This window comes from Pectobacterium wasabiae CFBP 3304, assembly GCF_001742185.1.
Lineage (GTDB): Bacteria > Pseudomonadota > Gammaproteobacteria > Enterobacterales > Enterobacteriaceae > Pectobacterium > Pectobacterium wasabiae.
Genome location: NZ_CP015750.1, coordinates 2,187,145 through 2,212,212, shown reverse-complemented (window position 1 = coordinate 2,212,212; position 25,068 = coordinate 2,187,145). Strand labels below are relative to the sequence as shown.

The following is a 25,068-nucleotide window of genomic DNA, read 5'->3' as shown; positions in this document are numbered from 1 at the left end:
CAGTTATTCCTTGTCTGAAGCTGTCGTTGACGTTTCTGTCGTTAACATTGCTGTCGTGTCTGGCTCATCGGCGGTGATGTTTTGTGACGCCTGCGCATACTCGCACGCCCAGCGCACGGCGTTGCGCCGTAAAGGGTGAAGCGTCGGCGCACGGTTTTCCTGCCGCGCCTGCCACTCTTCCATCCACAGGAAAATACCGTCCGCCAGTGAAGGGAGGTTTACCCCTGCCTCACCGCGTATTTGCACCGCGCGAAAAAGCTGGCGATGCAGTTCTTCCGGCGTTTGCGCCCGCTGGAGCCGTTCAAAGCGCAAAGGGGAAAGAAAAGGACGATCGCCGCCCTGCTTTTCACCTAGCTGCGCGGCGAAGCTGGTCTTCAACATGTTTTTCTCCGCATGTGCCGCGACAGAAACAAAAATCGCCAGCGCCACGATGCGGTGTTCCTTTTCCAGTAGCGCTGCCAGCTTTCCCGCCAGATCGTGATATCCCGGACAGGTCAGCACGCCATAAGGCGGAGTCGCGCGGCGCAGCTCTGCCCGCCGCGCACGGCCATTACCGAGGGAAGTGTGGCGATTTTGTAGATCGTCGAACCAGTCACTAATCTTTTTCGCGTTATCCTTGTTGATGACCAAAAAATCAGCCGTGTTTGCCATCCACTGCCTCCTGCATTTGTTTAATGGTTTCTGCCGCTTTTTGTTTATAGAAAAACACGCTCAGTTTTTTCCGCGTTTCCGCCGCTTTGGCCAAATCGCGGTGTTCATCCGGGTTGCTAAACACCCGGGCATCGTAGTTATTCAACAGGTAGCGATAGAGCGACTTTTTCCAGATATTCAGCGCCGTAGCGGGTGTATCACCCTGCGCCAACGACTGGCACAGCCGCATAAAATCGGGCTGCGTTTCCTGCCAGAACGCGACATCAATGGCGCTGAAATCCCCTTTTGCGTCTTTTGGACGCGAGAACCAGGCTTCCTTAATCATCTGACGCAGCAGCGTGGCGCTGTCCCGCGCCAGCTCCACCGCCAGTTGTAAGCGATCTTTATATTCCCGCAACGCAAGCGTATCGCTCTGGAAGCGAGCCGGGGAGAACAGCAGCGGAACGTGGTGTTCATACCAACAACGCGCCTTCATGTTGTCCATGTCGTAGCCAAAACACCATAGCCCCGTATTGCGCAGCGCCCGCTTGCCAGCATTGTGCTGCACAACTGCGGCGGGATACGTGTGATTGAGTTTATCTTCCACCGCCACCAGCAATCCTAGCCAGTCGCGGTACGCCAGCCCGCCCGGCTGCCCTTTCACCGATAGAAACGGGGCATCCTCACCTTTCAGCGCCCGACGATAGGGGGTAAGCGGATGCCGCCAACTGTCGTACTGAATGCCGTAGTTTTTGGTGCGATACTGCGTGAGCAATGCGCTAGACGCCGTGCCGCACAGATCGCATTCCCCCGCCTGTAATGTAGTGAAATCCAGCTCGATACGACGCGGCATGCCCCAATAAGCCTGTAGCTGATGCGAATTTTCCGGCGTCACGGGCGGGTGAGCGCCATCGCTGGTGGGCGTGGCGGCTAACCACGGGAACACCGTGGCATCGGGCTTGTCCTTGGGCATCACCTTCTGCGTCAGCACGTTCATCCAAAGCTTTTTCCACAGCGGCAGTCTGGCGTCTTCCGGCATAAGCAGCGTGGTGATCGGCCCACCGCCGCGCATTCCGGTGCGATGCCCCTGCCCACCAGATGGCGCATTGGTTTGCAGCGTGAATAGCGCCATTGCCGCACAGTACGGACACACCGCGTTGACCGTGCCGCGCTTGATGAAATGATCTTTATTCAGCTTGAGCGTATTGCCGCCGGGGGCATCAATCAGCAGGCCGGAAATCGGTGTCGGGGCGCTGTCGAGCGTGGCAAAATCCTGCATAAACGCGGGTTTCTGTGCGCCAAACTGCATCGCTGGTGCCAGCGTGGCTAACGCTTGCGAAAAGTCGGAGCTAAGTCCTTCTTCCCAGATCTCGCTCCAGTCATCGTCATCGGCAGGCGCATAGGCGGTTTGCAGCAGGCCGATAAGAAGCTGATAGCACGCCCCCTGCAAATCGGCACGCGGCCAGGCGAGATCGATAACATTGTCGTCGGGGAGCTGCTGCGGGGAAATGTTACCCATCCGACCATCCGCAAAGACGGCGGGCAACCAAGGTTCTTCAATCAATGAAAACATCGTACCTCCTGTGTGTGCCGCATCCCTGCGGCAAGCCGATTATGGCTGGTTCTACAGTCTCTTTTTTAACGCATTCAAGCCGCGACGCCAGAGAGATGGCTCACGTTTGTGGTTGAGAGACGGGACAATACAGGTGGGATGCGGCGGCGATGCATCCGCTTTGGTTTGGTGAATAGTGATAACGGGAATAATGATCAATATTCATATTCCTTCTGGCGTGGTTTGATTTGTAGGATAAAGGTGCCAACCAGCCCATTAAATGCGTGTTCCGTGCCCTGTGCCTGAACACCGCAGATCTTTCTTGCGTTCCCCGCGCCAGCGGGGACAAACCGCGAGAAGAAAAATAGCGAGTCAGGTCACCAAAAAACGCATTTCATCGCTCAATAAACATGCTTGTTGATTAATTGACAGGCAATCACAGCGTGTTACCCTGTTCCACAAAGTAGCACTGAAAGAGGATGATATGATGCAAACAGTAAAGATTCGTCAGCAAGGTGGAGCATTGATCGTCACTATCCCCCGAGACTACGGTAAAGAACTGGGGTGGGATATAGGGACAGAAATCGCGGTAGAACGCAGTGGTGAAGGGATCAGTTTACAACCGACCAAAAGAAAACCACGTGGTAAATTCAGCGTTGCAGAGCTACTCACTCAAATCGATAGTGAAGAGATTGCAGCACTCAATGAAGACGTGAAAGTCTTCACCGATGCCGTACCAACAGGCAAGGAATATTGGTAATGTCAGCAACACGTATTCCGCAAAAAGGTGACATTTGGCATTTTAGCCCTGACCCCGTTTTCGGTCGCGAGTTGCAAGGCGATCACTATGGGATTGTCGTCACCGAAGGTGCATTGAATGCAGCACTAGGCGTCGCCATTTGCTGCCCTATTTCAACCAAAGCAGAAGCAGCACGTTCTTCGGGCGTCACCGTCGTAGTCACGCCAGTGGATACAGAACGCGGGGATTTACGGGGTGTGGTGCTATGCCATCAGGCTCAGGCGATAGATCTTATTGCACGCGGAGCAACATTTGAAACCGTCGCGGAGGATGTCCTCATACAGGATGTGATTATTAAGTTAATCAACCTTATTGATCCGCAATAAATACATCACGAGCCCAATAGCATCAACCCCACCCGTTCGCTATAAAATGCGTGGTTTTCCCCTCGATTCAACAGCAGCACTTCCGCCTGTGGGTGGTGTAACTGCTGCCGAAACCGCTCCAGTGCCTCACCTTCCAGTATCGGTAATCCGGTTTTACGTTTCTGCCACCAGCTAACTCGTACCTGCACGCGGCTCTGTTCCCAGGCGAAAGTGTCCGATGTGGCATAAGGCTGCGGTAGCTCACCATCGTTTTCTGGCTTCCACGCCAGATACAGATCCAGCGTTTCCTCTCCCAGACGGGTGGAAATGTCCACTGCATCGCTCCAGCCTGCTTCGCTGGATTGAGCACAATAACCGTGGACAAGCGCTAACGACGACTGGCTCGCCACTGAACGCTGGCCATATCGCTCGCCCAGTACCTTATTGGCTATTGCCTCCAATGCCAGAGGCACCGCGATCTGTTCTTCATACACGCTGTTAATCAGCAGACGCGCCGCTTCCGGCATGTTGATCGCACCACACTCGCGTAATATCGCCTGCGTGCGCCACAGCGCAGCATGATCGGGGTAAACGTAACCGCTGTTACGCAATTCGTCTCCCAGCCAGTCAGCCTCCGCTTCCGGCTGCCAGGCCGGAGCCATGATATGCAGCACCGCTGCTGGGCGCTCATCCGTTAGCGGTGCAGCGTCCGCCTCAGTTTTACGACGCCCATCGAGAAACCGAATATGTCGCTGTAGCCGCCCTGCACGTTGAATCAGCAGATCGATGGGCGCAAGGTCGCTAATCATGTTATCGACATCAATATCCAGCGATTGCTCAACCACCTGTGTGGCAATCAGCACCTTACCAGCACGCTCATCCGGCATACTGTCTTTGCCAAACCACGCCAACGCCCGCTCTTCAATCGCCATACGATCGCAAAAGGCAAAACGGCTGTGGAACAGCAACATATTGTCCTCTGCGACACCCGCCTCAAGCAGTTGGCGGTAAACCGCGATGGCATCATCCACCGTATTCCTAATCCAAGCGATCGATTGCCCTGCCGCCACAGCAGCCTTAACGCAGTCAATGCCCTGCAACCGCTCAGTCAGCCAGCCAATCTTGACCTCACGCTTCACTTCCACCCGCGTTTCCAGTTTCGTTTCCCGCAGCCCTTCGCACGTTAACTGCGTCAACCACGGATAATGTGCATCAGGGTTGGGCGGTTCGGCTTCACACGCTATGCCTTGCGCAAACGCCCGTGTCAGTTTTTCCCGCAGGCTGAGCGGCAGCGTCGCGGTGAGAATAATCACACAGCCACCCTGCTGTGCATGAAAACCAACCAACAGCTCGATCAGTTTGCTCATGTAGGCGTCATACGCATGCACTTCATCCAGAATCAGCAGCTTATTCTGTAGTCCCAGCACCCGTAGCGACTGGTGGCGAAACGGCATCACGGCCATCAGCGCCTGATCGAGGGTGCCCACGCCGATATCCGCCAGCAGTGCTTTTTTGCGCGAGTCCGCAAACCAGATGTTGCAGTCTTTGCTGGCAGCATTTTCTTCCTTGTCGTACTGCGACTGCCCCTGGCTGTCGCCTTCCCACAGCGATTGCATAAAGGCGGATGACATATGTCGTGCGCCGTGAGCCAGCATCAGCGAAGGATGGTGATCCGGTGAATATAATGCGCGATAGGCTTGCGCCAGCCGTTTGTACATGGCATTTGCCGTCGCCATCGTCGGCAAGCCGACATAAATGCCGCTCGCTTTTTGCTGCGCCATCAGTCGATGCGCCAGTATCATTGCCGCTTCCGTTTTCCCTGCACCTGTCACATCTTCCAGAATAAAAAGCTGTGGACCATCGGCAGAGATGTCGGCCTCCAACGCTTCCTGTTGTAGCGGCGTCGGTTGCTGAATAAAGGGAAAGAGCCGTTGGATAGAATGAAAAGAGGCGGGAGACGGAGTACGCGGCAAACGCGAGACAACCTTTTCCGCTATCGGTAGCGCATGCTCACGCCAGTAGGTTTCGAGCGGCATTGGCGTGCTGCAATAACAGAAGTCCTGCTGGCGCGAGCCCAGCCAGTCTGCCAGTACAGTCAAGCCAGCCAGTGCCCAGCTTTGCTGTTTCAGCCTGTTTCGCCAGACCTTATCAGCAAAACACGCGGGGAACACGGCAGACTCAGGAAAGCATGTTGCCAAATCATGCAGGTAAGCTTGTACCGCCCGATAATCGTCACGATGAAAGGCAAGGCTGCCTTTTTTCACCACCTCCGGCGGCTTGCCGTGGTGCCCCGTAACGATGTTCAGCCAGATATCAAGCGTCTTTTGAAAGTCAGAGGTGAGCATATCCGCAGAGAAAGGCAATAGATCGGGAAAATCATCACGCTCTTGCCAAAGCCAGAAACCTAGCGCGTCATGCCGCGCCGTATCGACCTGCCCTGAAGCCTGAACCAACGGGGAATCCAGGTTGATATATTTACGCTGGAAACCACGGGCAAATTTCCCGATATCGTGCCAGGCGAGAAAATACGCAAACCACGCAGCGGCATCATCACCGCCAGATGCCAGTTCGCGCAGTACATGGCTAGCCTGAAAATAATTTCCCTTTAACAAGAAATAACCACAGGCCGCCACATCTAAACAGTGATAAGGCAGTAGGTGGTAATCGTCACCCGCCAGCGCATCCGTTGATCTATTCGCTTTGCCCCAATAGTGGAAATAGCGCTGGTCGATGATACTTTCCTTGTCCATAAGCGTTATCTGTCAGAATCTCTCTCCCTTATGCCGTCGGCGCATTACTCGCTAGTGCGACGACGTTTTCTTGATCTGCTGGCGCTTTACTGGTTTTCTCTTTTTTCTTTTCCACGTAGGTCAGTTTTTCCTGATTCTGCGTTGGCGGGGTTAACGGGTGGGATTGGCCAGTAAAGATGCCGCCTTTTTCGATAGAGAGTTCATCAGTAAAAATATCGCCGAACACTTTTCCCTGCGCCAAGATCGCCACAACGCTGGCGACCACGCGTCCTTCCACACGGCCGTTAATGACGATCTGCTGCGATTTCATTTCACCGTTCACCTGACCGGTGTGCTCCACTTTAATGGTGTTATCACACTGCACATCACCTTCTACCTGACCTTCTACAGTGATGTTGCCATCAACGCTCAGAGAGCCCGTCATACGCGCGCCCTGAGAAATGAAGGTGTCTTTTTTCACGCGCACAGGGTTCACTGAATTAATCAACTCATTCGATGGGCTGATGGCGGGAGAATTATTTATTTCACTGCGCCCTTGCGGCTCTTTTAGGTCTTTTTTATTTTTATCAAATGAAAACATGGTGTTATTCCTTTTAACAGTATAGAAAAATGCAATCACAGCACTCGTGACCAGCACGACTGCCACTCCCTGACCGTAATAGCGAAGGGGGTATTCGCTGTAAATATCAACAAGCCAGGCGACAACCAATATCGCCCATATCGCCCATATTCCCCAAAGCAGGTTGTAATTACGCACCGGGATAAACCCAGAAAGAGGTGGGGTAATACATATCCTTCTCCATTCGTCCTTTTTTGCGGCTTAATTTTCGGTTTCATCCGGCCACGCCCCATAGATATCGGATAGTCAGCCTTTTTATTTAGCCCGGCGACCGTAGCGCGTGATGACTATCGCATAAATTTTCACCAATGCGATGGGGAAATATAAATTTTCTTGATGTAAGTGCATCTCCGCAGTGAAGAGGATTGCTTAGCTAAACCGATTCTTCTATTTTAGCAAACAATCTAACTACCGTTGATAAGAGTAACTTTATGGCAAACAGAATTTGGGTCATGGGCGATGCCGTTGTCGATCTCATCCCGGAAGGTACGGAACGCTATCTGAAATGCCCTGGCGGTGCGCCAGCCAACGTCGCGGTCGGCATTGCCAGACTGGGGGGAAACAGCGCTTTTATTGGTCGCGTCGGTGACGATGTGTTTGGGCATTTTCTAAAAACGGTGCTGGAACAGGAAAACGTCGATACCCACTACATGGCGCACGACAGGCAGCACCGGACATCAACTGTGGTCGTAAGCCTCGATGAGACAGGGGAACGCACCTTCACGTTTATGGTGCGCCCCAGCGCTGACCTATTTTTACAGCCGGAAGATCTACCGGTGTTTAATCGGAAAGAGTGGCTGCACCTTTGTTCCATCGCGCTATCGCAGGAACCGTCGCGCAGTACCGCATTTAAGGCAATGCGGCAGATAAAAGCTGCGCTAGGGCGGGTCTGTTTCGATCCCAATATCCGTGACGATCTCTGGCAAAGCGAGCAAGAGCTGCGCGACTACCTGACACAGGCGCTCATGCTGGCCGATGTGGTGAAACTGTCGCGCGAAGAACTGGCTTTTCTCTGTTCAACACCGGACGTTGAAGAAGGTATCCAGCAGTTCATACGGCGCTACCCTACTCGATTGTTACTGGTGACGCTGGGCAGTGAAGGCGTCTGGCTGCACGATCGCCACCAGCTACGGCACTTTGCTGCGCCATCGGTGACGCCTGTCGATACCACCGGTGCAGGGGATGCCTTCGTTGCGGGTTTGCTGCACGGTCTGGCGGAATATGATGATTTATCACAGCCGCTGAGCTGGGACCCGATTATCGAGCAGGCACAGCGGTGTGGTGCGCTAGCCACCACGGCAAAAGGCGCAATGACCGCACTCCCCCACGCCCAAGCGCTGCACGCCCTCCCCGTAATCAAACCCTAATCCCTCCGTTTCATGCCGCTGCCGCCCGGTTTTGTAGTCAGGATCACAGTTACAGAACCGGGCGAGTGAAATTTCTTGCTAACCCTTCGTCCGGCTTTTATTTTCCTCATGAAAAACCGGTTTAGCAATTTAGCTAAACATGAAAAATACAAAAACAATAAATCTCCATCACGACGAGAACGAAAAAATGAAACCAAGCCACCTTGCTGTGACGATAGGATTATTACTCTCCTCCCCACTTTATGTTTCTGCTGCCAACACCGACAGTATCGAAGAACGTCTGAACGCAATGGAACAGCGTTTACAACTGGCGGAAGCCCGTGCTCAAGCCGCCGAGGCCAGAGCCACTGCCGCCGAGAAGCAAACCCAGCAACTCGCCACCCGCACCACGCAAACCGAACAGAAAACCCAGCAGGTGGAACAGCGCACGACGGCACTGACCAAGCAGAAATCGTTCGCCGACGGATTTGAATTCCACGGCTACGCGCGCTCTGGTCTGTCAATCAATGATTCCGCTACCAGTGCCAAAACCGATATCGGGCCGGGTATGTCCCCTGCTGGCCAGACGGGTGGACATATTGGTCGCCTGGGGAATGAAGACGACACCTACGTTGAGATCAAACTGGAGCACAAACAAAAGCTGGATAACGGCGCGACCACGCGTTTCAAGGTAATGATGGCGGACGGCCAACGCAGCTATAACGACTGGACAGCAGCCACCAGCGACCTGAACGTCCGCGAAGCTTTCGTCGAGCTGGGCTCGCTGCCGACCTTCACTGGCGCGTTTAAAGACACCACGCTGTGGGCGGGCAAACGCTTCGATCGCGATAACTTCGATATCCACTGGCTCGATAGCGATGTGGTGTTCCTTGCGGGCACCGGTGGCGGGATCTATGACGTGAAATGGGCGGATAGCGCCAAGAGCAACTTCTCGCTGTATGGTCGCAGCCTTGGCGAAATTACCGCGCTGGACAACGACATCAAAAACTACGTCTTTACCGCCAACAACTATGTCGGGCCATTCCAGTTCATGCTGAGCGGCATGAAAGCAAAAAATAACGATATCGACTCAGCCAGAGCCAGTGATATCGCAAGGGCAGGTACCGATCGCGATTATTCTACGTGGGTCAGTAACCCTAATGCGGGTGATAAAGGCTATCACGCGATGGTGGCATACCACGGCGACAGCTTCTACGGCTTACGCGACGGGACATCAAAAACCGCGATCCTCTACGGCCATGGTCTGGGCGGTGAAGTGAAGAACATCGGTGCCGACGGCAACCTGACCGATGACGCCAACACCTGGCGGTTTGCGACCTACGGCACAACGGCGCTGAACAAGACCTGGAGCTTCGCGCCGTCCATTCTGGCGCAAACCAGCAAAGACCGTTACGTCAACGGCGACAGCTACGAATGGGTGACCTTTAATGCGCGCCTGATTCAGGAAATCACCGAAAATTTTGCACTGGCCTATGAAGGCAGCTATCAATACATGGACCTCGATCCGCGCGGTTATCGGAGCCTGAATCAGGTTAGCGGCGGCTTCTACAAACTGACCTTCGCGCCGACGTTCAAGGTCGGCGATATCGGTAACTTCTTTAGCCGCCCTGAGCTACGCGTGTTTGCCAGCTACATGGACTGGGATAAGCGGCTGGATAAGTACTCCAACGATGACACGTTCGGCTCCACCGGCTTTAAAGCAGGCGGCGAATGGAACTTTGGCATCCAGATGGAAACCTGGTTCTGATCATTGGCTAGCCTTGGCGTCGATTACACCGTGATCGACGTTAAAAAAACGGTATACACAGAGGAATAACATGGATATCAACGCAACTGCCGCCTCGCTCATCCCCCTTCTCGGAGGGAAAGAAAACATCGCCAGCGCTGCCCACTGCGCCACTCGCCTGCGTTTGGTGCTGAACGACGACAGTCTGGCAGACAAGAAAGCCATTGAGAACGTGGATGGCGTTAAAGGGTGCTTCCAGAACGCCGGACAAATGCAAATTATCTTCGGCACCGGTCTGGTGAACAAGGTCTACGCTGAGTTCATTAAAGCCGCTGGCATCAGTGAATCAAGCAAATCCGAAGCCGCCTCAATCGCGGCGAGGAAGCTGAACCCGCTGCAACGACTGGCGCGTCTGCTATCGAATATTTTCGTCCCGATCATGCCAGCGATTATCGCTTCTGGCCTATTGATGGGGCTGCTCGGCATGATCAAGACCTACGGCTGGGTCGATGCCAGCAGCGCGATCTTCGTGATGCTCGATATGTTCAGTTCCGCAGCCTTTATTATCCTGCCTGTGCTGATCGGCTTTACCGCCGCACGGGAATTCGGCGGTAACCCCTATCTGGGCGCAACGCTGGGCGGCATTCTGACCCACCCGGCACTGACCAACGCCTGGGGCGTCGCGGGGGGCTTCCAGACCATGCATTTCTTCGGCATGGACATCGCCATGATTGGCTATCAGGGCACCGTATTCCCGGTACTGCTAGCCGTTTGGTTCATGAGCATCGTGGAAAAACGTCTGCGTAAAATTGTACCTGATGCGCTGGACATCATCGTCACGCCGTTCCTGACGGTCATCATTTCCGGCTTTGTCGCCATGCTGATCATCGGTCCGGCTGGGCGTGCATTGGGAGATGGCATTTCTCTCGTCCTCAGTACCTTGATTGCTCACGCAGGTTGGTTAGCGGGTTTGCTGTTCGGCGGTCTCTATTCCGTCATTGTGATCACTGGTGTTCATCATAGCTTCCATGCGATTGAAGCTGGGCTGCTTGGCAACCCGACTATCGGTGTCAACTTCCTGCTGCCGATTTGGGCGATGGCAAACGTGGCGCAGGGCGGTGCATGTCTGGCGGTCTATTTCAAAACGCGTGATGCCAAAACCAGAGCGATTGCCGTTCCGGCGGGGCTTTCCTGTCTGCTAGGTATCACCGAAGCCGCGATCTTTGGTATCAACCTGCGCTTCATCAAACCGTTTCTGGCAGCGCTGGCAGGCGGGGCGCTTGGTGGTGCATGGGTGGTCTTCAATCACGTCAATATGACGGCCGTCGGGCTGACGGGCTTTCCGGGGCTAGCGATTGTGCAAGGGGGATCGATGCTTAACTACCTGATTGGGATGTTGATTGCATTCGGCGCCGCCTTTGTTATTTCCTTACTGCTGAAATACAAAACGGATAGCGAATAATGAAGGAAATCCACTTACTCAAGCGCATGGCGCACGCCCTGATGTCAGGCCACTCACGGAAACAAGACGATCCTTATCGCCCAGAATGGCACCTTTCCCCGAGCGTTGGCCTGCTTAACGATCCAAATGGATTTATTCATCACAACGGGCGTTACCATCTGTTTTATCAGTGGAATCCTTTGGCCTGTGCCCACGGAGCAAAATTCTGGGGGCACTGGAGTTCCGCCGATCTGGTGAATTGGAAGCATGAACCCGTGGCGCTGGTGCCAAGCGAAAGCTATGAAAGCCACGGCTGCTACTCCGGTTCTGCCGTGGTAGATCAGGGTGCGATTATGCTGATGTATACGGGTAACGTGAAATACGACGATGGCTCACGTACCGCGTTTCAGTGCCTCGCCCGCGAAAACCCCAACGGTGAATATGACAAGCTAGGAGCAGTGCTGACGCTCCCCGACGGCTACACCGGCCACGTCCGCGATCCGAAAGTGTGGCGTCATGACGATCATTGGTACATGGTGCTCGGTGCACAAGATCTCGATCTTCAGGGAAAAGTACTGCTCTATCGTTCTGCCGATCTGCTGGCATGGGACAAGATCGGTGAGATCGCTGGTTCCCGTTTAGGTGGACTCGGTGATTTTGGCTATATGTGGGAGTGTCCAGACCTGTTCCCGCTGGATGGCAAAGATGTACTGATTTGCTGCCCACAGGGTATTCCCGCCGAAGAGGAACGCTACCTGAATACCTTTCAGGCCGGTTATTTTATTGGCTCACTCGACTACGAAAGCGGTACTTATCCACATCAGGGGTTCCACGAACTGGATCTCGGCTTCGAGTTTTACGCACCGCAAACTGCGCTAAGTGAAGACGGACGACGTCTGCTGTTCGGCTGGATGTCGATTCCTGATGACAATGAGTTTTTTGAACCGACGATCGAACATGGCTGGATCCATACCATGACCTGCCCGCGTGAACTCACACAGCATGGCGATCGCGTTTATCAACGTCCTGCACGCGAATTGCAACAGTTGCGCAGGCAGCATGATATCTGGCAGGGTGCTGCAGACTACGCGCCGCCGCTCGCCATTAGCCGCGCGGAAGTGCTCATCACCGCTCAGGGAGAGTTCCAGTTCAACCTTGCCTCGCAGATCGTTCTCTGTTGGGACGGTGAACGCGTCACGATGAGCCGACGCAACCGTCGCACTGGCGAACCCGAACATCGCTATTGGCGTGGCGATCTGCATCAATTGCAGATATTGTGCGATCGCTCCAGCATTGAGATTTTTATCAACGATGGCGAGGCCGTGATGTCTGCACGCTACTTCCCGGAAAGCGAGGCAACCATCATGTTCAGCGGCTCTGGACGATTAACGCTACAACACTGGCTGTTAGCGCCATGCGTGATAGAATAACGTCCCTTTTTTCTGACAGCAGACCACGCGGTGAAACCGACTAAACGCATAACGATCAGTGACATCGCCGCACTGGCCGGTGTATCAAAATCCACCGCCAGTCTGGTGCTTAACGGCCGCAGCAAAGAGTTTCGCGTTTCTGATGAAACCCGCGATCGTATTTTGGCCGTCGCGCACGAGCAGCGTTATCAACCAAGCATTCACGCACGTTCGCTGCGTTCTTCACGCAGCAATACGCTAGGGCTGGTGGTGCCGGAAATGACCAACTACGGCTTCGCCGTGATTTCCCGCGAACTGGAGATGCGGTGCCGTGAAGCAGGGTTACAGTTACTGATTGCCTGTACCGACGAGAATGCCAGTCAGGAGATGATGGCAGTCAACAGTCTGGTACAGCGTCAGGTCGATGGCTTGATCGTCGCTTCCAGCCTGTTGAGCGATGTCGAGTATCAAAAAATTAATCAGCAACTGCCCGTTGTACAATTTGACCGGGTTATTGGTGATTCCACGCTGCCGATGGTGATTTCCGAAGCGGTAGAATCCACGGCGGAAATGGTCGAGCGTATCGCCCGTCAGCACCGTGATGAGTTCTATTTCCTTGGCGGCCAGCCTCGTATTTCTCCGACTCGCCATCGTCTGGAAGGCTTCCAGCTTGGGCTGACGCGTGCTGGTATCGACTGCCAGCCAGAGTGGATCCTTCACGGCAGCTATCACCCCAGTGCGGGTTATGAAATGTTTGCTCAACTGTGTGCGACGCTGGGGCGTCCGCCAAAAGCGCTGTTTGTAGCCGCCTGCGGCCTGATGGAAGGCGTGCTGCGCTATATGAACCAGCATAACCTGATGGGAAGCGGTATCCGGCTGTGCTGCTTTGACGATCACTATCTGTTCGATTGTTTACCGCTGAAGATCGATACCGTGGCACAGGACTGTGAAAATCTGGCGCGCAACAGCTTTGAAATGATTACAAGTTTGATTGCGCAACAGCCGCTTGAAGAAGATCGGCGCTATATCCCGACGCGTATTCATTGGCGTCACCCTGACTCACGGGCATAGTTCAAAACGGTTCTCAAGCGGCTATTCGCTACAATCACCTCATTGCTAGCAGGTCTATGGCGTCTTTTGTTATTAATGCCGAATAACCCCGTCCCGACGGCTTGACCGATCGGAAAGTTAAGGGTTGCATTGATAGCAATAATGCGGAATCATTTTGTCTAAGCATGATGGTCAAGGAAGACGCTAGGTTCACCTGAATGATAAATAAGGTAATTAATAAGACACGGATTGCCCATGGCTTCGAGAAAAAGCATGAAGCCGGCCTCACGAGCTTCTACATGCGTGAGTCAAGCTCAGCGCACATCCGTAAACTGCACGAGCTTTCCACTCCTGCCAACCTAGATACTGAGATCAGCCAGTCAACCCACGGCGCGTTCCTCAGTCACCCTGCGTTCAAAGAAAATTGCAATTTCATCCATATCCACCGCCTAAGCGGGCATAGTTTAACGCCGCGAAGAGCTGATATTTGTGCTCGAAGAGGGCATAACCGCTTCAAAAACAGGCATCACCACATGTAGCGCATCACCCAAGGGCGTCTAACGGTAGCCCTGATGTGACGGCATAACCATCATATATCACGACCAAAGAAAAGGGAGATTCACATGAACGTTCGCACTATCCGGACACCCGTTAGGCTGGCCGCGCTCGTTGCCGCCACCATCGGCTTAACGGCCTGCGAAGACAAGCCCGACGTAGCAGCAGCACCAGACCAGCCCGCTTCTGCCACCGCCACAACAGCACCCGCACCCGCACCCGCAGCGAAACCTCAGGTGGATGCTAACCAGAAGCTCAATATCTACATCCAATGCTTCAACGCCACCCATGTTTCCGCCAACAAAGCGATGGAGCGGTACGCATCTTGGGTAAAAGACATGAAAGCTGGTCCTACGGGCAAGGAGCGCGTCATTTACGGCATCTACTCGGTATCGGAATCCAGCCTGAAAGACTGTAGCGAGCCCGTTGTCAACGCGGCCCAAAGCGAGCCCGCCATGCCAGCGCTGGACACGGCAGCCAAGGACTACTCCACAGCAGTCACCGCCTGGGGGCAGACGCTGCAGGAAGCCGATACTTACTACAGTCGCGAGAACTATAAAGATGACGCAATGGCACGCGGCAAGGCGATGCACGGCGACATCGTCAAGCACTATGCGGCATTCAACACAGCCAGTCGTCAATTCAATCAAGCCCTGGAAGAAGCCAACGACGAGCGCCAACTGAAGCAACTGGCAGAAATTGAGAAGAGCGAAGGTCGTCAGTTCAATTACTGGTATATGGCTACCATGCTCAGCGCCAAACAACTGGTGAACATGCTGACGCAGGATGACTTCGACATCAATACCGCCACTGCGCGGCTTAAAGCCTATGAAGACAACGCCGACGCACTGATCGAACTGGCCAAGCAGCCCGACACCGTGAAACCCAGGACGTGGTCCGTGATGAATTCACCATTGGAAAATTACCGCATATCCGCCAAAGAGCGCCTGCGCCGCGTGCGCGACAAGACGTCCTACAGCCAAGGTGATCGCATGCTGCTGTCTAATGGCTCTGGCTGGATGGTAAGTGGCAGCGCCGACAAACTCATCAAGAACTACAACTCTCTGATAGAAAGCAGCAACCGCATGCGCTGATTCACGCAGCCACGTTGCATAGAAAGACAACCGCGCGACGAGTTAACCCTGTTGCACGCTTGATAAAGGCTGCGGGAAATGGTGCCTTGGTTGCCTTTCTGAGCGCTGGGCTAGCGGCGCTTTCCCGCATTCATGCGGCACTGGAGTTCACGTCGAAATAAAAAAAGGAATGCGGTTTGGATCTTCACCCCGCATTCCTTCTTAAAACACCACTCTCAACTGTTATTTAGCGGCAGCGGTTTCCGCACCAACCAAACCAACCTTGAGGTAACCCGCTTTACGCAGTGAATCCATCACGCTCATGATGGTTTCATAATCGACGCTTTTATCCGCCTGAAAGAAGATAGTTGTTTCTTTGTTGGCACTGGTTTTCGCATCCAATACCTGAGCCAGAGACTGCTCGTTAATCGCCTCTTCCCCCAGAAACATTTGCTTATCCGCTTTTACTGTCAGATAAAGCGGCTTCTCTGGACGCGGCTGCGGCACGGCTGATGATGCTGGCAGATCGACACGAATATCCACCGTTGCCAGCGGAGCTGCCACCATGAAGATGATCAGCAGAACCAGCATGACGTCAATGAACGGCGTGACGTTGATGTCATGCATTTCACCGTCATCACCTACGTCCTCCTTCAAATGCATCGCCATGACTTAACCCACCCGCAGTTTATGCGCTGCTGAAGACGCCCGGTTATCGTTGCTGGCGGCCACGTCGAGATCGCGGCTTTGCAGCAGCAGCACTTGTGCCGCCACATCACCGACCGTCGCTTTGTAACCAGCAATCGAGCGCGCAAAAACGTTATAGATAACAACCGCAGGGATCGCCGCGACCAGACCAATCGCCGTCGCCAGCAGAGCTTCTGCAATCCCCGGGGCAACTACCGCCAGGTTAGTCGTTTGCGTCTGTGCGATACCGATGAAGCTGTTCATGATGCCCCATACCGTACCGAACAGCCCTACGAACGGTGCAACTGCGCCGACCGTTGCCAGGTAGCCATTACCACGCCCCATATGACGCCCGGTAGCCGCCACACGACGCTCCAGACGAAACGCGGTGCGCTCTTTAATCCCGTTGTTATCATCTGAACGTGCAGAAAGTTCCAGTTCGTTCTGCGCATCCATAACCAATTGCTGCGCTACGCTGCCAGCTTTGAACGCATCCGCCGCCTCCAGCGCATCGTCCAGCGTTTTCACCTGCTCCAGCGCCAGATACTCACGACGCAGGCGACGTTTCGCGCCAGACATTTCGACGCTTTTACTGAAGAAAATCGCCCAGGTAATCACGGAAGCCAGCAGCAAACCGATCATCACCGTTTTCACTACAGCATCAGCGTGCTGGTACATACCCCAGACGGACAAATCGGTTTTCATCAGGTTATTCGTACCCGGCACCGCACTGGCCGGAAGCGTAAGCGCTGACGTCGGCGCGGATGCTTCGGCTGTCACAGGTGCAGGAGAGGATGCCGCAGTTGGTGCCGCATTCTCTGTCGATAACGGCGTCGTTGCCGGAGCCGCAAACGCATTTCCACTTAGTCCCGCCGTACACAGCAGGATAACCAGCACGCTACGGGAAAATGCGCTGAACGCACCACGTTTTTTTTGCCAGGTTGATAACACCTGTTGAGTTGTATTACTGACAGCCGTTTTCACGCTGTGCCTCCACCATTCGTTCTGTACAATAACGCGCACACACCCGCAGGTACTATGCCGCAATAACGCAGCCTGAAATGATACCAAACCCTGAACGAATTGATAGTCGTTCTCATTATTATTTACGTCAGATAACACACTTTTTCTTGCGTTCTGACAGGGTTTTTAGGGGTATTACCTGTATTTCGACGGAAAATGCATAAAGAAGCATGAAGAATTGCATCTAGGAATATATCTGGCAGGCGATAGCGGCAGGTACTCGCCTAAAACACAGCATGATACTGTGAGGTTTTTGTGATCGACATTAAGTTATCACACCATTTCATGGTGGCTGGCGATAAGTTCGATGAAACGAATGGAAACATAAATACACAATAAGACAAATGAAAACATCGTGTTATGCACATTTAGATTGAGAAATCGGGAATAAAAACCCTATAAAACAGCATTTCATATTAGCTTTTTCTTTTGTGACACGAGTCATTCTACGAAGTTGTATAATAGGTTAGCTTAACCCACAGAGAATCCCGACGCGCGCCACGATAATAGCTATACAAGGATGCCGTCTTCTCATCGATGCACCACCATAAATTATTCTATTTTTCATGGGTTAGATTTTTTAATCACCATTTTATTATCGATAATGTCACCCCTACCTCTGGAGATAATTCAATGAAGCTGTCGAAAACATTGATCGGCATTTGTCTGGGTTCTACTGCATTCCTGATGAGCCAAGCGATTCAGGCACAACAAATTAAAGCCTCTGATGTTCACCCTGAAGGTTATCCTAATGTCGTCGCCGTACAGAAAATGGGAGAAAAATTAAAAGCTGCTACAAATGGCAGGCTGGAAATTAAAACCTTCCCCGGCGGTGTATTAGGGGATGAGAAGCAAATGATTGAACAGGCACAGCTCGGTGCGATTGATATTATCCGTGTTTCAATGACGCCCGTTGCCGCTATTTTACCGGAAATCGAAGTCTTCACCCTGCCCTATATTTTCCGTGATGAAGATCATCTGCATAAAGTGCTGGATGGAAAAATCGGTCAGGAAATTGGTGACAAAATTACCCATAGCAGTAAATCAAAATTGGTTTTCCTAGGCTGGATGGACGCGGGAACGCGTAATTTAATCACCAAGCAACCGGTGGCGAAACCAGAAGACCTCAAGGGTATGAAAATTCGCGTTCAAACCAGCCAGGTTGCTCTCGCAACGCTGAAAGCCATGGGCGCTAACGCCATCGCTATGGGCACCAGCGAAGTCTTCAGCGGCATGCAAACCGGCGTGATTGACGGCACCGAAAATAATCCACCAACTTATGTGGCACATAACTACATGCCTGTTGCCAAGAATTTCACCTGGAGTCGCCACTTCATTATTCCTGAGCTATTCCTGTACTCCAAAACCAAATGGGATAAGCTTTCCAAAGAAGATCAGGATCTTATCCTGAAACTGGCGAAAGAAGCACAGCAAGAGCAGCGTGTACTATGGAATGAATATACTCAGCAATCCCTGGATAAAATGAAAGCCGGTGGCGTTCAGTTCCATGAAGTCGATAACGAGTACTATTTCAAAGCGACACAACCTGTACGCGATCAATTTGGTGCCAAATATCAGGATCTGATTAAAGCCGTCGCCGACGTCCAATAATCAATATCTCATCTTAGCGGATAAATAGTCGCTATTTATCCGCCATCCTTAATGGCCTGATACAAACAATTATCCTTCGCTTATCACTCAACTGAGTGAATATAGGTGACACTATGGCACAGTCTTATCACTCAAGTATGGATGTACTTTATCGTATTGCCATGTGGGTTTCTGGTCTGGCGTTATTAATTATGACGCTAATAATTCCTATCGGCATATTCGCACGCTATGTTTTAAACGCGGCATTATCCTGGCCAGAACCCATTTCGATTATTTGTATGGTGACGTTTACTTTTGTAGGTGCAGCAGTCAGCTATCGTTCTAATTCACATATTGCTGTCAGCATGTTGACCGACAGATTGCCAGAATCCGGTAAGAAGATTTGCGTTCATCTGTCAAATCTCCTGATGCTCTTAATCAGCCTGTTTATTCTCTATTACAGCACTGTGCTCTGCATGGAATTATGGGAACAACCCGTCGCGGAATTTCCATTATTAACTGCGGGTGAAAGTTATTTGCCGCTGCCTATCGGCTCGTTAATTACCGTGCTCTTTATCATCGAAAAAATATTTTTCGGCCCGCAGGATCAACGCCCTGTGGTCATGCTTGGCAGTTCTTAATTCGGAGCCAATACCATGGATGCATTTATTCTTGTTGCCACGCTGGCAGTGCTGCTGGCGGTCGGCGTTCCCGTCGCCTACGCGGTAGGGCTGAGCGCGATTGTTGGTGCCTTATGGATCGATTTGCCGCTTGAGGCGGTCATGATTCAGATTACCAACGGCGTGAACAAATTTTCGCTACTGGCGATCCCCTTCTTTATTCTGGCTGGGGCCATTATGGCCGAAGGCGGCATCGCGCGCAGGCTGGTCAGCTTCGCGTATATTTTTGTCGGCTTTATTCGCGGCGGTTTATCACTCGTTAACATCGTCGCATCGACATTTTTCGGGGCGATATCCGGCTCTTCTGTGGCAGATACGGCTTCAATCGGCTCAGTGATGATCCCGGAGATGGAGAAGAAGGGCTACCCACGCGACTTCTCCGCTGCTGTCACCGCCAGCGGCTCCGTGCAGGCAATTCTGACACCACCGAGCCACAACTCTGTAATCTACTCGCTGGCAACCGGCGGCACAGTTTCGATCGCCTCGTTGTTTATCGCCGGGATCCTGCCCGGCCTGCTGCTCAGCCTGACATTGATGGTGATGTGCGTGGGTTTCGCACATCGACGGGGCTACCCAAAAGGCGAACGCGTACCGTTCCGTCAGGCCTTGAAAATCTTCGTCGATACCCTGTGGGGATTGATGACGGTTGTTATCATCATGGGCGGGATTCTGTCTGGCATTTTTACCGCAACGGAGTCTGCGGCCATCGCCTGCCTGTGGTCCTTCTTCGTGACCATGTTTATCTACAAAGATTATAAGTGGTCTGAGCTGCCCAAGCTGATGTACCGCACGGTAAAAACCGTCACGATCGTCATGATCCTGATCGGCTTCGCCGCCGCATTCGGTGCCATCATGACCTACATGCAGTTGCCCGCCCGCATTACCGAGTTCTTCACCTCCATTTCGGATAACAAGTACGTCATCCTGATGTGGATTAACATCATGCTGCTACTGGTCGGTACGCTGATGGACATGGCTCCGTTGATCCTGATCCTGACCCCCGTTCTGCTACCTGTCGCCCACTCGCTCGGCATCGATCCGGTACATTTCGGTATGATCATGCTGGTTAACCTTGGGATCGGCCTGATTACACCGCCAGTAGGGTCAGTGCTTTTCGTCGCCAGTGCGGTGAGTAAACAGAAGATAGAGCAGGTCGTTAAAGCGATGCTGCCCTTCTACTGTGGGCTCTTCTTTGTACTGATGTTGGTCACTTATATTCCGGCTATCTCGCTCTGGTTGCCGAAATTCTTTGGCGTCCACACGGGTTAACGCACGCCCAATTGCGCCATCTTGGTGACTAAGTCTGTATTTAGGGGGAAACACGGTGATGAGGTTCCCGCAGGGATACCTCGCACCGTGGTAGCCCCCGGTATCTCGATCTTTAAACGATCGGCATTGCGCTATGTTTTTTGAATTGTCGCGAATAACATGGCGCTTCTTGCGTTCTTCCTGAAATGTTTTCATCTACCTCCCATCTTATCCTACTTAAGCCCACACGCCGCCCAAGCCGTGATAACGTAGACCTCATAAATCGAACGCTCATAAATCTAATCATGCCCCGCATTCCCACCGCGCTCACCGTCGGAAATAGTCAGCGTAGTGAGTCATTCGGCAAGACTGAACAGAAAAGGTGATAGTGGTTATGACAAGCAAAAAAACGGCAACCGCGTTAGTCGCCGCAGGACGCAGTAAGAAATTCACCCACGGCTCCGTAAACCCCGTTATTCAACGCGCTTCTTCTCTGGTATTCGATACCGTGCAGGACAAGAAACATGCCACGATTAACCGGGCCAACGGTGCGCTGTTCTACGGCCGCCGTGGCACATTGACCCATTTCTCGTTTCAGGAAGCGATGGTGGAACTGGAAGGCGGCGCAGGCTGCGCACTGTACCCTTGTGGGGCGGCGGCCATCTCTAACGCCATCCTCTCTTTCGTTGCGGCAGGCGATCATATTCTGGTAACGGAATCAGCCTACGAACCTACGCAAGATTTCTGCACGAAAGTACTTAGCAAGCTAAACGTCAGCACCACCTATTTCAATCCGCTCATTGGTGCCGGGATTGCTGAGCTAATCCAGCCGAATACCAAAGTGGTCTTTCTTGAATCACCGGGCTCTATCACCATGGAAGTCCACGATGTGCCGGCCATCGTCCAAGCCGTGCGCCGTATCAATCCCGAGATCGTTATCATGATTGATAATACCTGGGCTGCGGGCATCTTATTCAAGGCGTTCGACTTCGATATTGATATCTCAATTCAGGCCGGTACGAAATATATCGTCGGCCATTCCGATGCCATGCTCGGCACGGCAGTCGCTAACGAACGCTGCTGGGTACAGCTACGTGAACACTCTTACCTGATGGGGCAAATGGTGGATGCTGATACCGCTTATGTCGCCAGCCGCGGCCTGCGCACATTGGGCGTCAGACTCAAACAGCATCAGGAAAGCAGCATCCGCATTGCGAAGTGGCTGGCGGAACGGCCAGAAGTGGCGGTCGTTAACCACCCCGCGTTACCAGGATGCAAAGGACATGAATTCTACAAGCGCGATTTTAACGGCTGCAACGGCTTGTTCTCCTTTGTGCTGAAAGAGAAATTAAGCAAAGAAACCTTGGCGCATTATCTGGACCATTTTGAGCATTTCAGTATGGCATATTCCTGGGGTGGCTTTGAGTCCCTGATTCTGGCGAACCAGCCAGAAGAACTCGCGACCATTCGCCCTGTGAGCGGCGTGGATTTTACCGGTACACTTATTCGGTTACATATTGGACTTGAAGACAGTGACGATCTGATCGACGATCTGGCCGCAGGTTTCAGCAGACTGAGCGCCTAACAAGGCGTCAGCAAGCAGGTGCTCAGGCCAACAGCAGGAAAACAAAATACAGAAAGTGTGACGACCATAAAAGCGCCGCGTCTTGATTTCCCCTGCGGCGCAGTGGGTAATGCGTTATGATAATCGTGAGTCAACGCTTACCAAAAAAACGGCGTTACCTTAACCAAAATGTAGCATTAAGCCCTGTCGTATTATCACGATGCGACAAGGCGTTTGCCCCATACCGATTTTAGGGCTTGATAGGCAATAGATTTCAGGTAACCCAGCGCTCTACCTCCGCTGCCTGAGAAATAATGAATATCGTCACTGGCGGGAAGTAATATGAGTATGGTTCACGACATTATTCAGGCGCTCTGGCAGCAGGATTTTAGTGCACTGGCCGATCCCCACGTCATTTGGGTAATTTACGGCATTCTGTTCACAACGCTGTTTCTGGAGAACGGCCTGCTACCGGCCTCTTTTCTGCCCGGCGATAGCCTACTGCTGCTCACCGGAGCTATGATTGCCAAAGGCGTGATGAGCTTTTTCCCCACAATGATTCTACTTACCATCGCCGCCAGTCTCGGCTGTTGGCTCAGTTACCTCCAAGGGCGCTGGCTGAGCGATACCCGATTGGTAAAAGGCTGGCTGTTGCAACTTCCTGCACATTACCACCAACGCGCCCATCACCTGTTCCATCGCCACGGCCTGACGGCGCTGCTGGTGGGTCGGTTTTTAGCCTTTATCCGCACGTTGCTGCCAACGATGGCGGGGATTTCTGGGTTAAATAATACGCGTTTTCAAATTTTCAACTGGCTTAGCGGGCTGCTGTGGGTCGGCGGGATTGTCACGCTCGGCTATGCGCTTAGCCACATTCCGCTGGTCAAACGCTATGAAGATCAGGTGATGACCGCGTTGATCCTGCTGCCTATCATTTTACTGGTCAGCGGTCTTATTGGTATGGCTGTTGTGGTGTGGCGTAAAAAACGGACGGTCGCCTAATCGGTCAACCGTTCGATTTATTGCCGCAATCAGCCTTCCTCAACCGCCATATTGTTGGCCTTTAATCTCGTGACTTCGTCACCTGGCGTCGCACCAAAATAGCGCTTAAATTCCCGGCTAAACTGCGACGCACTCTCATACCCGACACGAGCCGCTGCAACACCGGCTCTCAGGCCATCATTGAGCATCATCACGCGCGCTTTATGTAAGCGGTAGGACTTCAGGTATTGCAATGGCGATGTGTTAGTGACCGCCTTGAAGTTATGATGAAACGCGGAGACACTCATATTCACCTCGGCGGCCAACTGTTCCACATTCAGGCTATCGGCGTAGTGACTCTCAATGCGTCGCAGCGCTTTGGTGATTTGGCTGAAGTGCGTGTGCCGATTCACCAACGCCTGTAATGCCGCACCACGTTCGCCACAAAGCATATGATAGATAATCTCGCGCACAATCGCCGGGCCTAGCACACGGGCATCGCGCGGGTTATTCATCGCATCCAGCAGTCGCTCGACGGCACACAGAATCTCATCGTTCAGCGGTGCGCTATTCACCCCGCACGTGCAGGAGCAGGGGCGGATCGCGCTGTCATCATCACCGATGTCGATCAGTAAATCCTGAAGCATCGGGATATCGATGCTGATAGCAATCCCCACTAGCGGGTTCTCAACGCTGGCTATCGTTTCACATTCGAACGGCAGCGGAACGGTCATCAACAGATAATTTTCCGGGTCATACAGGAACGTTTTTCCGCCCAAATAGCCAATCTTTTTGCCCTGGAGAATGATGACGATCGTCGGCTCATACATCACTGGCACTCGCGGATGATGCTGTTCCGTATACAGAATTCGAACCTGCGGCATGAGCGAAGGCGTGACCCAGCTTTTGGTTGAACAGCGTATTGCCTGCTGCACGATGTGTTGCCGCACAGTGGATTGCTGTTCTGTTTGTTTCTGAACTGTTTGTCCCTGAACAAGCCGCTCACATTGGATTTCCGTCGACATGTCCTGGCCTTTCGTCAACACGCCTTGGTCTTCAATCAACATAGTGTTATCTCACTACTCGTTATTTTTCCTGCCTGAAGCCTTTCTCCTGACAGGAGAAGCAAAATGGCATACCTGCGAATTATTATCACCCTTTTCTCCTACATTTTGTAGAAATAGGCAATAACCAAACAGAAATGTGCATTGAACCTCTCCCCTCGGTTGATGACAATACTGAGCATACATTTGCCCACTATCCATTCGGGAAAAGACATGAATAAAACGATTGAACTGTTTACGTCACATCGCAGCGAACGTAGCTATCTTGATAAACCGATTCCCGATGATGTACTGGATGCCATTATTCAGTCCGCACATTTGGCACCGACGTCCGTGAACTCTCAGCAGGTTTCACTCATCGTCACCCGCGACCCCGCGCACAAAGCACGCATTGCTGAACTGGCCGGTGGCCAACCGTGGATTGCCAAAGCGCCTGTATTCATCACCGTCGTGCTGGATATGCATAAAACGCAGGTTGGGATTGCCATGAGCGGCAAACAGCAACACGCGCATGAAAGTCTCGAAAGCCTGATCGCTGGCACAACGGATGTCGGCATCGCGCTCGGCACATTGATGGCCGCCGCACGTTCATTTGGCCTGGGTATCGTCCCGATTGGCGGCATCCGTCGTGAACCGCAGGCGATGATCGACTTTCTGGAACTTCCTGAACTGACGTTCCCTGTCGCCGGCGTTGCTATCGGCTACGTCGATGCCCCTGCGCATCAGAAACCGCGCCTGCCGCTGAGTTCATTCCGCCATGATGAAACCTATCATCAGGACGCTCTGCCTGCGGCGATTGAACAATATAACCACACGCTGGTGGCGCACTGGCAACAAACTGGCCGCGCAGACGGTGACAACTGGGGTGATAACACCGCCAGCTATTACCAACACATCTACTTCCCTAAAGTCTTACCCGCGATCCTTCAACAGGGCTTTAAACTGGACAAATAAC

The 25,068-nt window shown here is 52.8% G+C and carries 21 protein-coding genes; 14 read left to right on the top strand and 7 right to left on the bottom strand.

Annotation, left to right across the window (positions count from 1 at the left end):
* Window positions 1–3 precede the first annotated feature (3 nt).
* Window positions 4–651 (bottom strand): type I-E CRISPR-associated protein Cse2/CasB, encoded by a 648-nt coding sequence (casB, locus tag A7983_RS10010; protein ID WP_005973739.1) that lies wholly within the window; start codon window positions 649–651, stop codon window positions 4–6.
* Window positions 635–2,203: a type I-E CRISPR-associated protein Cse1/CasA gene (gene casA / locus A7983_RS10005; protein ID WP_005973741.1), complete on the bottom strand. Its 1,569-nt coding sequence runs from the start codon at window positions 2,201–2,203 to the stop codon at window positions 635–637. Before casA ends, casB begins: the two co-directional genes overlap by 17 nt.
* Window positions 2,204–2,666: 463 nt before the next feature.
* On the opposite strand from casA, the gene A7983_RS10000 reads away from it, so the two are divergent.
* Window positions 2,667–2,942 (top strand): AbrB/MazE/SpoVT family DNA-binding domain-containing protein, encoded by a 276-nt coding sequence (locus A7983_RS10000; RefSeq protein ID WP_005973743.1) that lies wholly within the window; start codon window positions 2,667–2,669, stop codon window positions 2,940–2,942.
* Window positions 2,942–3,307 (top strand): type II toxin-antitoxin system PemK/MazF family toxin, encoded by a 366-nt coding sequence (locus tag A7983_RS09995; protein WP_005973745.1) that lies wholly within the window; start codon window positions 2,942–2,944, stop codon window positions 3,305–3,307. Before A7983_RS10000 ends, A7983_RS09995 begins: the two co-directional genes overlap by 1 nt.
* A 5-nt stretch (window positions 3,308–3,312) precedes the next feature.
* On the opposite strand, the gene A7983_RS09990 is transcribed toward A7983_RS09995, so the two are convergent.
* A complete protein-coding gene (locus A7983_RS09990; protein WP_005973747.1) occupies window positions 3,313–6,036 on the bottom strand; it encodes a CRISPR-associated helicase/endonuclease Cas3 in 2,724 nt (907 codons plus the stop codon).
* A 28-nt stretch (window positions 6,037–6,064) separates the two neighbouring features.
* Window positions 6,065–6,616 (bottom strand): bactofilin family protein, encoded by a 552-nt coding sequence (locus tag A7983_RS09985; RefSeq protein ID WP_005973749.1) that lies wholly within the window; start codon window positions 6,614–6,616, stop codon window positions 6,065–6,067.
* 470 nt (window positions 6,617–7,086) lie between these two features.
* Here A7983_RS09985 and A7983_RS09980 point away from each other — a divergent pair, with 470 nt between their 5' ends.
* The 6 genes from A7983_RS09980 (at window position 7,087) to A7983_RS09950 (ending at window position 15,297) form a co-directional block, all read left to right on the top strand.
* Window positions 7,087–8,022, top strand: a complete 936-nt coding sequence (locus A7983_RS09980; RefSeq protein ID WP_005973751.1) for an aminoimidazole riboside kinase — start codon at window positions 7,087–7,089, stop codon at window positions 8,020–8,022.
* Between the two features lie 187 nt (window positions 8,023–8,209).
* Entirely contained in the window at window positions 8,210–9,769 is a 1,560-nt protein-coding gene (locus tag A7983_RS09975) for a carbohydrate porin (RefSeq protein ID WP_005973753.1), read from the top strand.
* A 70-nt stretch (window positions 9,770–9,839) separates the two neighbouring features.
* Window positions 9,840–11,210 (top strand): sucrose-specific PTS transporter subunit IIBC, encoded by a 1,371-nt coding sequence (locus A7983_RS09970; RefSeq protein ID WP_005973755.1) that lies wholly within the window; start codon window positions 9,840–9,842, stop codon window positions 11,208–11,210.
* Window positions 11,210–12,619, top strand: coding sequence for a glycoside hydrolase family 32 protein (locus A7983_RS09965; protein ID WP_005973757.1), 1,410 nt, complete (start codon window positions 11,210–11,212; stop codon window positions 12,617–12,619). Before A7983_RS09970 ends, A7983_RS09965 begins: the two co-directional genes overlap by 1 nt.
* Window positions 12,620–12,649: 30 nt before the next feature.
* Entirely contained in the window at window positions 12,650–13,669 is a 1,020-nt protein-coding gene (locus A7983_RS09960; protein ID WP_005973759.1) for a substrate-binding domain-containing protein, read from the top strand.
* A gap of 602 nt (window positions 13,670–14,271) precedes the next feature.
* Window positions 14,272–15,297: a YiiG family protein gene (locus tag A7983_RS09950; protein ID WP_005973761.1), complete on the top strand. Its 1,026-nt coding sequence runs from the start codon at window positions 14,272–14,274 to the stop codon at window positions 15,295–15,297.
* Between the two features lie 222 nt (window positions 15,298–15,519).
* On the opposite strand, the gene exbD is transcribed toward A7983_RS09950, so the two are convergent.
* Window positions 15,520–15,945, bottom strand: a complete 426-nt coding sequence (gene exbD, locus A7983_RS09945; protein WP_005973764.1) for a TonB system transport protein ExbD — start codon at window positions 15,943–15,945, stop codon at window positions 15,520–15,522.
* 3 nt (window positions 15,946–15,948) lie between these two features.
* Window positions 15,949–16,947: a tol-pal system-associated acyl-CoA thioesterase gene (exbB, locus tag A7983_RS09940; RefSeq protein ID WP_005973766.1), complete on the bottom strand. Its 999-nt coding sequence runs from the start codon at window positions 16,945–16,947 to the stop codon at window positions 15,949–15,951.
* A 672-nt stretch (window positions 16,948–17,619) separates the two neighbouring features.
* Here exbB and A7983_RS09935 point away from each other — a divergent pair.
* The 5 genes from A7983_RS09935 (at window position 17,620) to A7983_RS09915 (ending at window position 23,070) form a co-directional block, all read left to right on the top strand.
* Entirely contained in the window at window positions 17,620–18,597 is a 978-nt protein-coding gene (locus A7983_RS09935) for a TRAP transporter substrate-binding protein (RefSeq protein ID WP_005973768.1), read from the top strand.
* A gap of 113 nt (window positions 18,598–18,710) precedes the next feature.
* Entirely contained in the window at window positions 18,711–19,217 is a 507-nt protein-coding gene (locus A7983_RS09930) for a TRAP transporter small permease (protein ID WP_005973770.1), read from the top strand.
* A 15-nt stretch (window positions 19,218–19,232) separates the two neighbouring features.
* A complete protein-coding gene (locus A7983_RS09925; protein WP_005973772.1) occupies window positions 19,233–20,525 on the top strand; it encodes a TRAP transporter large permease in 1,293 nt (430 codons plus the stop codon).
* Window positions 20,526–20,898: 373 nt separating this feature from the next.
* The gene (gene metC, locus A7983_RS09920; RefSeq protein ID WP_005973775.1) at window positions 20,899–22,089 is read left to right on the top strand and encodes a cystathionine beta-lyase; all 1,191 of its coding nucleotides are present in this window, start codon (window positions 20,899–20,901) and stop codon (window positions 22,087–22,089) included.
* Between the two features lie 321 nt (window positions 22,090–22,410).
* Window positions 22,411–23,070 carry a DedA family protein gene (locus A7983_RS09915; RefSeq protein WP_005973777.1) on the top strand — a complete coding sequence of 220 codons (660 nt, stop codon included), beginning with the start codon at window positions 22,411–22,413 and terminating at the stop codon, window positions 23,068–23,070.
* A gap of 29 nt (window positions 23,071–23,099) precedes the next feature.
* Here A7983_RS09915 and A7983_RS09910 read toward each other — a convergent pair whose 3' ends face one another.
* Window positions 23,100–24,116 carry an AraC family transcriptional regulator gene (locus tag A7983_RS09910; RefSeq protein WP_005973779.1) on the bottom strand — a complete coding sequence of 339 codons (1,017 nt, stop codon included), beginning with the start codon at window positions 24,114–24,116 and terminating at the stop codon, window positions 23,100–23,102.
* A 210-nt stretch (window positions 24,117–24,326) separates the two neighbouring features.
* On the opposite strand from A7983_RS09910, the gene A7983_RS09905 reads away from it, so the two are divergent.
* Window positions 24,327–25,067, top strand: coding sequence for an NADPH-dependent oxidoreductase (locus tag A7983_RS09905; RefSeq protein ID WP_005973781.1), 741 nt, complete (start codon window positions 24,327–24,329; stop codon window positions 25,065–25,067).
* The last annotated feature ends 1 nt before the right edge of the window (window position 25,068 follow it).